Here is a 7,914-nt window from a genome sequence, read left to right as displayed (position 1 = left end):
CGCCCCCACCGGGCAGCGCGCCCAGCCCGCCGGGGCAGCCGGGCAGGTCCCGCTCCAGCACCTCCGCCCAGCGCTGCAACGCGGCGTCGAGCAGCAGTACGTCGGCGCGGTCGGCACCCTTCTGCGGCCCGAAGACGTTGCTCGCCCCGTGCAGCCCGAGCAGCGGGTTGTCGACATCGGTGGCGGCCACCAGCCGCGCCTCACGCAGCCGGGGAGCGCCGTCGAGCCCCGCCACGGCGGCCAGCGCGGCACCGCCGTACGGCAGGGCCAGCCCGGTGCCGTCCAGCGGGACAGCGCCCAGCGCGGTGAGCATTCCGGCGCCGCCGTCGTTGGTCGCCGAGCCGCCCAGCCCGACGATCACCGTCCGGGCGCCGGCCTCGACCGCGGCGCCGATCAGCAGCCCCAACCCGTACGAGGTGGCGGCCCGGGGATCGCGCTCGGCGGGGTCGAGCAGGTGCAGCCCGCACGCCTGCGCGCTCTCCAGCCAGGCGGTCGCACCACCCTCGGTGAGCAGCATCTCACCGGCGGCAGGACGGCCCAGCGGGTCGACCGTCGACACCGGCACCCGCCGTCCGGGCAGCGCCTCGGCGAGCACGTCGAGGAACCCGGGCCCGCCGTCGGCCAACGGCCTGACCAGCAGATCATCGCCGGGGGCGACCTCCCGCCAGCCGTCCGCCACCGCGGCGGCGACCTCGGGGGCCGGCAGCGTGCCGGCGAACTTGTCCGGGCAGAGCAGTACGCGCATGCCTGGCAGTGTGGCAGCCCACACCGCCAGGGGCGGTGCGGCGGTCACGCTGTGGGACCATGGAGTGCGTGACGTCGACCTGGGTTGAGCCCTCCAACACCGCCACTGCGCTGCTGCTTCTCGGCCGCGGCAGCGACCCCGCCACCGAACGTGGCGTGGAGTGTCCGGGTGACCTGCCGGCGCCGAGCGACCCCGACCTGGTGGCCCGGGCGACCGCGGCGAAGGCCGCGCTGGGTGACAAGGTCTTCGTGCTGGGCCACCACTACCAGCGCGACGAGGTGATCCAGTTCGCCGACGTGACCGGCGACTCGTTCAAGCTGGCCCGCGAGGCCGCCGCCCGGCCGGACGCGGAGTACATCGTCTTCTGCGGCGTGCACTTCATGGCCGAGAGCGCCGACATCCTCACCTCCGACGCGCAGAAGGTCGTCCTGCCCGACCTGGCGGCCGGCTGCTCGATGGCGGACATGGCGGTGCTGTCGCAGGTCCAGAACGCCTGGGAGGTGCTCGCCGAGCTGGGTGTCGCCGAGCGGACCGTCCCGGTGACCTACATGAACTCCTCGGCGGACATCAAGGGCTTCGTCGGCCGCAACGGCGGTGTGGTGTGCACCTCGTCGAACGCGAAGCGGGCCCTGGAGTGGGCGTACCAGCAGGGAGAGAAGGTGCTCTTCCTGCCCGACCAGCACCTGGGTCGCAACACGGCGGTGCTGGAGATGGGCTTCTCGCTGGACGACTGCGTGCTCTACGACCCGCACAAGCCGGGCGGCGGGCTGACGCCGGAACAGCTGCGTGACGCGAAGATGATCCTCTGGCGCGGGCACTGCTCGGTGCACGGCCGGTTCACGCTGGACAGCGTGAACGACGTTCGCGAGCGGGTGCCCGGGGTGAACGTGCTGGTGCACCCCGAGTGCCGGCACGAGGTGGTCAACGCCGCCGACCAGGTGGGCTCGACCGAGTACATCATCCGCACCATCGAGGCGGCGCCGGCCGGCTCCGCGTGGGCGGTCGGCACCGAGCTGAACCTGGTCCGCCGGCTCGCGCTGGCCCACCCGGACAAGCAGATCATGTTCCTGGACCGGGCGGTCTGCTACTGCTCGACGATGAACCGCATCGACCTGCCGCATCTGGTGTGGGCGCTGGAGGAGCTGGTCGCCGGCCGCGTGGTCAACCAGATCACCGTCGACGCCGACACCGCGCACCACGCCCGGGTGGCGCTGGATCAGATGCTCGCACTGCCCGGCGCGTGACCGGCAGAGCCATCACCCTCAGTAACACCGCTGGTACACGAAAGTGCCGGATCACCGATAAATGCCCTCCAAGGCGGTGTGACCGGATCCATTCTCATCACGGAGGGCTATGCTGCCGGGCGACGACACACGCGGGCGCGGGCGTTTGAACGCGACCGCTTTCCGGGTAGCGACCCGTGGTGTCCCTACATCCGAACGGCAGCACGCACGCGCTGGAGGTTGCGTTGACCGACGACGTCCTGGTCGTACACGGAGGCACCCCGCTGCAAGGGCGGATCCGCGTGCGCGGCGCGAAGAACCTGGTCTCCAAGGCGATGGTCGCCGCGCTGCTCGGCGACAGCCCGAGCCGGCTGTTCGACGTACCGAAAATCCGTGACGTCGAGGTGGTCCGAGGACTGCTCGGGCTGCACGGTGTCAAGGTCACCGACGGCGACGAGGACGGCGAGCTGGTCTTCGACCCGGCGAACGTGGAGAGTGCCAGCACCGACCAGATCAACGTGCACGCCGGCTCGAGCCGGATTCCGATCCTGTTCTGCGGGCCGCTGTTGCACCGCCTCGGGCACGCCTTCATCCCGGACCTCGGCGGCTGCCACATCGGGCCACGACCGATCGACTTCCACCTGCAGGCTCTGCGGGAGTTCGGTGCCACGGTCGACAAGACCCCCGAGGGGCTGCACCTGTCCGCGCCGAACGGCCTGCACGGCACCAAGTTCGCGCTGCCCTACCCCAGCGTGGGCGCGACCGAGCAGGTGCTGCTCACCGCGGTGATGGCCGAGGGCGTCACCGAGCTGCGCAACGCCGCCGTGGAGCCGGAGATCATCGACCTGATCTGCATCCTGCAGAAGATGGGCGCGATCATCAAGGTGCACACCGACCGGGTGATCGAGATCCAGGGCGTACCGAAGCTGCACGGCTACACCCACCGGCCGATCCCGGACCGGATCGAGGCGGCCAGCTGGGCCGCGGCGGCGCTGGCCACCCGCGGCCACGTCGAGGTGCTCGGCGCCGAGCAGGCCGACATGATGACCTTCCTCAACGTCTTCCGCTCGGTCGGCGGCGAGTACGAGGTGACCGACACCCGTCCCCCGCGGCCGGGACAGCCGGGCCAGGAGGGCGGCATCCGCTTCTGGCACCCGGGCGGCGAGCTTCAGGCCACCGCCCTGGAGACCGACGTGCACCCGGGCTTCATGACCGACTGGCAGCAGCCGCTGGTCGTCGCGCTGACCCAGGCCCGTGGCCTGTCGATCGTCCACGAGACGGTCTACGAGCAGCGGCTGGGCTACACCGAGGCGCTCAACACGATGGGCGCGAACATCCAGGTCTACCGGGACTGCCTGGGCGGCACCCCGTGCCGCTTCGGCCGGCGCAACTTCAAGCACTCGGCGGTGATCGCCGGGCCGAGCAAGCTGCACGCCGCCGACCTGGTCATCCCCGACCTGCGGGCCGGCTTCAGCCACCTGATCGCCGCGCTGGCCGCCGAGGGCACCTCCCGGGTGTACGGCGTCGACCTGATCAACCGGGGCTACGAGGACTTCGAGGCCAAGCTGGCCGACCTCGGCGCGCACGTCGAGCGGCCGTAATTCCGGCCACAGTCCCGGCCCGCCCGCTCGCGTCCGGTGCACCCGCGATGTGCACCGGACGCTTGGCGTTGGCTACCCTTGCCGCGTGCCGTCGCTGTTTCGCCGTAAGTCCGCCGACCTCGCCGCCCCTGCCACCGACCCGGTGACCCCGCAGGAGGAGGCCGATGCCGCCCGTTCCCGGGGCTACACCCCGGGCAAGGGGCGGGAGACGCCCAAGCGGCCCACCATCGGCCGCCGCGCAGCCGGCGCGACCAAGCCGCTGACCAAGGAGGAGGCCAAGGCGCTGCGGCGGGAACGGCGCTCCGAGGCGGCGGCCGAGTTCCGGCGCGAGGGTGGCCCCCGTGACCGGGGCCCGGAGCGGCTGCTGGCGCGCAACGTGGTGGACTCGCGGCGTACCGTCGGCACCTGGTTCTTCGGTGGCGCGCTGGTCGTGCTGATCGGCTCGAACCAGGCGATGCCCCCGGTGATCCGGCTGGCCTCCAACCTGCTCTGGGGCGCGCTGGCGATCGGCGTGGTGATCGACTCGATCCTCATCTCGCGCAAGATCAAGAAGCTGGTCCGGGAACGTTTCCCGAACACCGGCCAGCGGATGGGATCGCTGTACCTCTACGCGATCATGCGCGCGATCACCTTCCGGAAGCTGCGTACCCCGGAGCCCCGGGTCGCCATCGGCGACCCGGTCTGATCCGTCAGGGCACGCTGAGCAGGCGCAGCAGCGCCGCGGTACCGGCGGCGGCGATGACCACGAGCACGAACGGCGCCCGCCGCCACGCCAGCAGCACCCCGACCAGCACCCCGGCCGGGCGGGCCCAGCCGGCGAACCGGCCGACCTCGGTCAGCGCCGCGGTGGCCGCCAGCGCCGCCAACAGGGCCGCCGCCCCGACCGGCAGCAGCTGACGCGCCCACTCCGGCAGGTCGAGCCGGTCGCGCAGCAGCACTCCGGCGACCCGGAAGCCGTACGTCCCGACGGCCAGCGCCACGATCACGGCGATCAGCACGACTCCTCCTTCCGGCCGGCCGGCACCATGTCGGCCGGCGCAATGTCGGCCGGCGCAATGTCGGCCGGCACCGGCACCGGCGCCTCGCCGGCCACCCGGGCCTCGCCGGTCACCCGCGCCTCGCTGGTCACCCGCGCCTCGCTGGTCACCCGCGCCTCGCTCGCCCCCGCCTCGCCGGTCGCGGCCGCCTCGGCGGTCACCGGGGAGCCCGCCGCCGGGTCCGCGACCGGCGCCCGCCGCCTGAGCTGGCGGACGGCCAGCAGCGCCGGGCCGGCCAGCGCCAGCAGCACCGGCAGGCCGGCCGGCAGCAACGGCGTGGTCAGCACCGCCACCACGGCACCGGCCAGCGCCACCCGCCGGGTCTCCCGGTCGCGCAGGGTGGGCAGCAGCAGGGCGATCAGGCCGGCCGGGAACGCGGCATCCAGCCCGAGCGCGGCCGGATCACCGGCCACCCCGCCGGCCAGCACGCCGAGCACGGTGCCGGCGTTCCAGGCCAGGAACAGCAGGATGCCGGCGAGCCAGAACGCCCGCCGCCGGGCGGCACCGGCCGGCCGGCCCAGGGTGAAGGCGGTCGCCTCGTCGGTCATCAGGTGACTGCCGATCAGGCGGTGCCGAAGCCGGCGGCCGATCGTGTCACCGAGGGTCAGCCCGAAAGGCAGGTGCCGGGCGTTGAGCAGCAGCCCGGCGAGGACGGCGGCCACCGGGCTGCCGGCGGCCACCAGCCCGACCGCCATGAACTGCGCGCCACCGGCGTAGACCAGCATGGACATGGCGACGGCCGCCCAACCGGGCAGCCCGGCGGCGACGGCCATCGCACCGAACGAGGCGCCGACCGCCAACATCGCCGCGCCGATGGCGGCGACGTCGCGGAGCACTCCCGCCCCCGATGTTCGTTCTGGCGTACGCATGGTCCATCATGATGAACACGCCCCTGCCGTTCGTCAAATAGAACAGCATGACCGACGGAGCGAACAATGTCCCCCGATCCCACTCCCCCGCTGGCCACCATCGCCGCCGCCCTGCGGTACGAGCGCCAGCGGGTCGGCATCTCCCTGACCGAACTCGCCCGCCGGGCCGGGATCGCCAAGTCGACCCTGTCCCAGCTCGAGTCCGGCACGGGCAACCCGAGTGTGGAGACACTGTGGGCCCTCGGCGTGGCGCTCGACGTGCCGTTCAGCCGCCTGGTCGAGCCGCCGGCGACCACCGTGCGCGTGATCCGGGCCGGCGACGGCCCCCGGATCCGCTCCGAGCACGCCGACCTCACCTGCACGCTGCTCACCGCCGGCACCGCGCACGCCCGGCGCGACGTCTACCTGATCGCGTTGGAGCCCGGCCGGGTCCGCATCGCCGATCCGCACACTCCGCGCAGCGTCGAGCACCTCGTGGTGGGGTCCGGCCGGCTACGCTGCGGGCCCGAGCACGACCAGGTGGAACTCGGCCCGGGGGACTACGCCACCTTCCCCGGCGACGCGCCGCACCGCTACGAAGCCCTCGAACCGGGGACCTTCGCCGTGCTGGTCATGGAACATCCCTGACCACGCCGTGAGCGCGGCGACCGCCGGCTGACGATGGGTGCAGTATCGTCGAAAGTCCGATCCCATCAAAGTCCTAAATGTCCGGATCAATAGGATAACGTTTGGGTTCGGGGAGGGGTGCCGCAGTGGCGGCGACCGAGTCTGCGCCGCTACCCTCCTTCCGCAGCCATTCGGTGCCGGACGAGCGACTTTGCCGGTCCCCGGGGTGCCCAGCGCGACCATTTCCGACGAGGTGACATCGCCGTGAGCGAGCGGACGCGAGCCGACCACCGGGGCGCGGCCGTGAGCGGGCGGATGCCGACCCGGTGCCGCACCGCGCCCAGGTCCGGACGCCCCGCTGTCGCCCCGTCCGCCGGGCCGGTCCGGGGTTCCCGTGTAGCGGCCGACGCCGCCTCCCGGCGACGTCCCGGCCGCAGCGACGGGTCCGGCGGATGAGTCGCGGCTACGCCGACCGGTGGCACGATCCCGCCGAGCCGTCGTGGGTCGTCGAGCCGACCGGCGAGTGGCACCCGCAGTTTCCCGGCCAGCGCTATCCGGGCGACATCGGCATCGACCATCAGCCGCCGCCCGGGCGGGGTCGGGCGAGCGCCGTCGGGCGGGCCGAGGTGCCTCCGCTGGCGCCGACCCGACCGGACGGCACGTACGTGGGCCGGTCCTGGGCCGACGAGCCGGACGGCTGGCCGGGACGGCACGAAACGCCCGACCCGCGACGCCACGACGGTGCCAACGGTGCGCGGCCGCACGACCGGTCGTCGTACCCCGGCCCCCGGCCAGAGCAGCCCCGCGCCGAGGGCCGGCGATCGCGTCACGCGGAGCCGGCCCGGGGGCGCGACGGGGTCACCTGGTCCGACGTCGGCCCCCAGGGTGGAATCGCCGCCCCCGGCGCGCCCGCCCGACGCGACCAGCGCAACCCCGACCAGCGCAACCCCGACCGGCGCGACCCCGACCGGCGCGACCCGGACTGGCGCGACTCCGACCGGCGCGAGCAACGCGACTCCGACCGGTGGGACCGACGCGCCCCGGACCAGCGCGAGCAGCGCCACTCCGACCGGTGGGACCAACGCGCCCCGGACCAACGCGAGCAGCGCCACCCGGACCGGCGCGAGCAACGCAACCCGGACCGGTACGCCCAGCGACCCCAGCGGTCCGAGCCGACCGACCGGGACGAGTACCGCTTCCGCGGCGCACCGGTCTCGCCGGCCGGCCGGCCGGAACCCGGTTGGCTGCCGGAGGCGGACGAGGAGCCACGCCATCCAGCCGCCGCGCAGCGACCGGTGGACGACCCTGACCGCCGGTCCGCCGGCGACCCCTCCCGGCGCCCCCGCTACCAGTGGAGCCGTCATCCCGGCGAGCCCGCGTACGACGAGCGCCCGGTGGTGGACGGGTACCGGGACGAGTTCAGCATCGGCGACCCGGACGGTGCCCCGTACCCGGACGGCTACGTCGACGACGAGCCGGCCCGCTCGGGTGCGCCCCGCGACGAGTGGGGCCGCCCCGACTGGTCGCCCGAGCGGGGCCGTCCCGAGCCACCGGCCCGGGATCCGCAGGCGTACGCCGCCCCGCCCCGCGGTGACCTGCCCTGGCCGGCGCCAGGCCCGCTGCGCCCGGGCACCGGCCGGGACCACCGCGAGTACCAGCGGCCCGCCGCCCCGCCCCAGCACGGCGCCGACGGTCCGCGACGCGACGACCGGAGGCCGGCCGCCCCGCCGGACACGCCCGGACCGGGACGGTTCCCGGCCGACCGGCCAGCCGCGCAGCGACCCGACCTCGACCGTCCCGTCTCTCCGGCACCCGACCGCGACCCGGCCCGAC

7 protein-coding genes and 1 pseudogene are annotated in these 7,914 nt (G+C 74.0%); 5 read left to right on the top strand and 3 right to left on the bottom strand.

The window, feature by feature from the left end; translation table 11 throughout:
• Positions 1-745 (bottom strand): glycerate kinase (locus C1I95_RS29970; protein WP_111218923.1); only part of this gene is annotated, 745 nt, incomplete at its 3' end.
• A 68-nt stretch (positions 746-813) separates the two neighbouring features.
• On the opposite strand from C1I95_RS29970, the gene nadA reads away from it, so the two are divergent.
• The 3 genes from nadA to C1I95_RS29955 all read left to right on the top strand — a co-directional run bounded on the left by nadA (position 814) and on the right by C1I95_RS29955 (position 4,254).
• The gene (gene nadA, locus C1I95_RS29965; protein ID WP_111218921.1) at positions 814-1,989 is read left to right on the top strand and encodes a quinolinate synthase NadA; all 1,176 of its coding nucleotides are present in this window, start codon (positions 814-816) and stop codon (positions 1,987-1,989) included.
• Between the two features lie 224 nt (positions 1,990-2,213).
• Positions 2,214-3,569: a UDP-N-acetylglucosamine 1-carboxyvinyltransferase gene (murA, locus tag C1I95_RS29960; RefSeq protein ID WP_111218919.1), complete on the top strand. Its 1,356-nt coding sequence runs from the start codon at positions 2,214-2,216 to the stop codon at positions 3,567-3,569.
• An 85-nt stretch (positions 3,570-3,654) separates the two neighbouring features.
• Positions 3,655-4,254, top strand: coding sequence for a DUF3043 domain-containing protein (locus C1I95_RS29955; RefSeq protein ID WP_111218917.1), 600 nt, complete (start codon positions 3,655-3,657; stop codon positions 4,252-4,254).
• Between the two features lie 4 nt (positions 4,255-4,258).
• On the opposite strand, the gene C1I95_RS29950 is transcribed toward C1I95_RS29955, so the two are convergent.
• A complete protein-coding gene (locus C1I95_RS29950) occupies positions 4,259-4,567 on the bottom strand; it encodes an AzlD domain-containing protein (protein WP_111218915.1) in 309 nt (102 codons plus the stop codon).
• A complete protein-coding gene (locus tag C1I95_RS29945) occupies positions 4,561-5,475 on the bottom strand; it encodes an AzlC family ABC transporter permease (RefSeq protein WP_111218913.1) in 915 nt (304 codons plus the stop codon). Before C1I95_RS29945 ends, C1I95_RS29950 begins: the two co-directional genes overlap by 7 nt.
• Before the next feature lie 66 nt (positions 5,476-5,541).
• Between C1I95_RS29945 and C1I95_RS29940 the strand changes: the two genes are divergently transcribed.
• Together C1I95_RS29940 and C1I95_RS29935 are read left to right on the top strand one after the other, a co-directional pair.
• Positions 5,542-6,102, top strand: coding sequence for a helix-turn-helix domain-containing protein (locus C1I95_RS29940; protein ID WP_111218911.1), 561 nt, complete (start codon positions 5,542-5,544; stop codon positions 6,100-6,102).
• Positions 6,103-6,533: 431 nt separating this feature from the next.
• Positions 6,534-7,914: pseudogene (locus tag C1I95_RS29935) on the top strand (hypothetical protein); the annotation flags it as partial.

The sequence above is a fragment of the Micromonospora craterilacus genome (assembly GCF_003236315.1).
Taxonomy (GTDB): domain Bacteria; phylum Actinomycetota; class Actinomycetes; order Mycobacteriales; family Micromonosporaceae; genus Micromonospora; species Micromonospora craterilacus.
The sequence above is the reverse complement of the archived record's forward strand: the minus strand, read 5'-3'. Positions and strand labels throughout refer to the sequence as shown.

Bases quoted from the DNA above. Each gene is read 5' to 3' on its own strand.
- C1I95_RS29945 (WP_111218913.1), bottom strand. From the start codon at position 5,475: ATGCGTACGCCAGAACGAACATCGGGGGCGGGAGTGCTCCGCGACGTC.
- C1I95_RS29940 (WP_111218911.1), top strand. From the start codon at position 5,542: ATGTCCCCCGATCCCACTCCCCCGCTGGCCACCATCGCCGCCGCCCTG.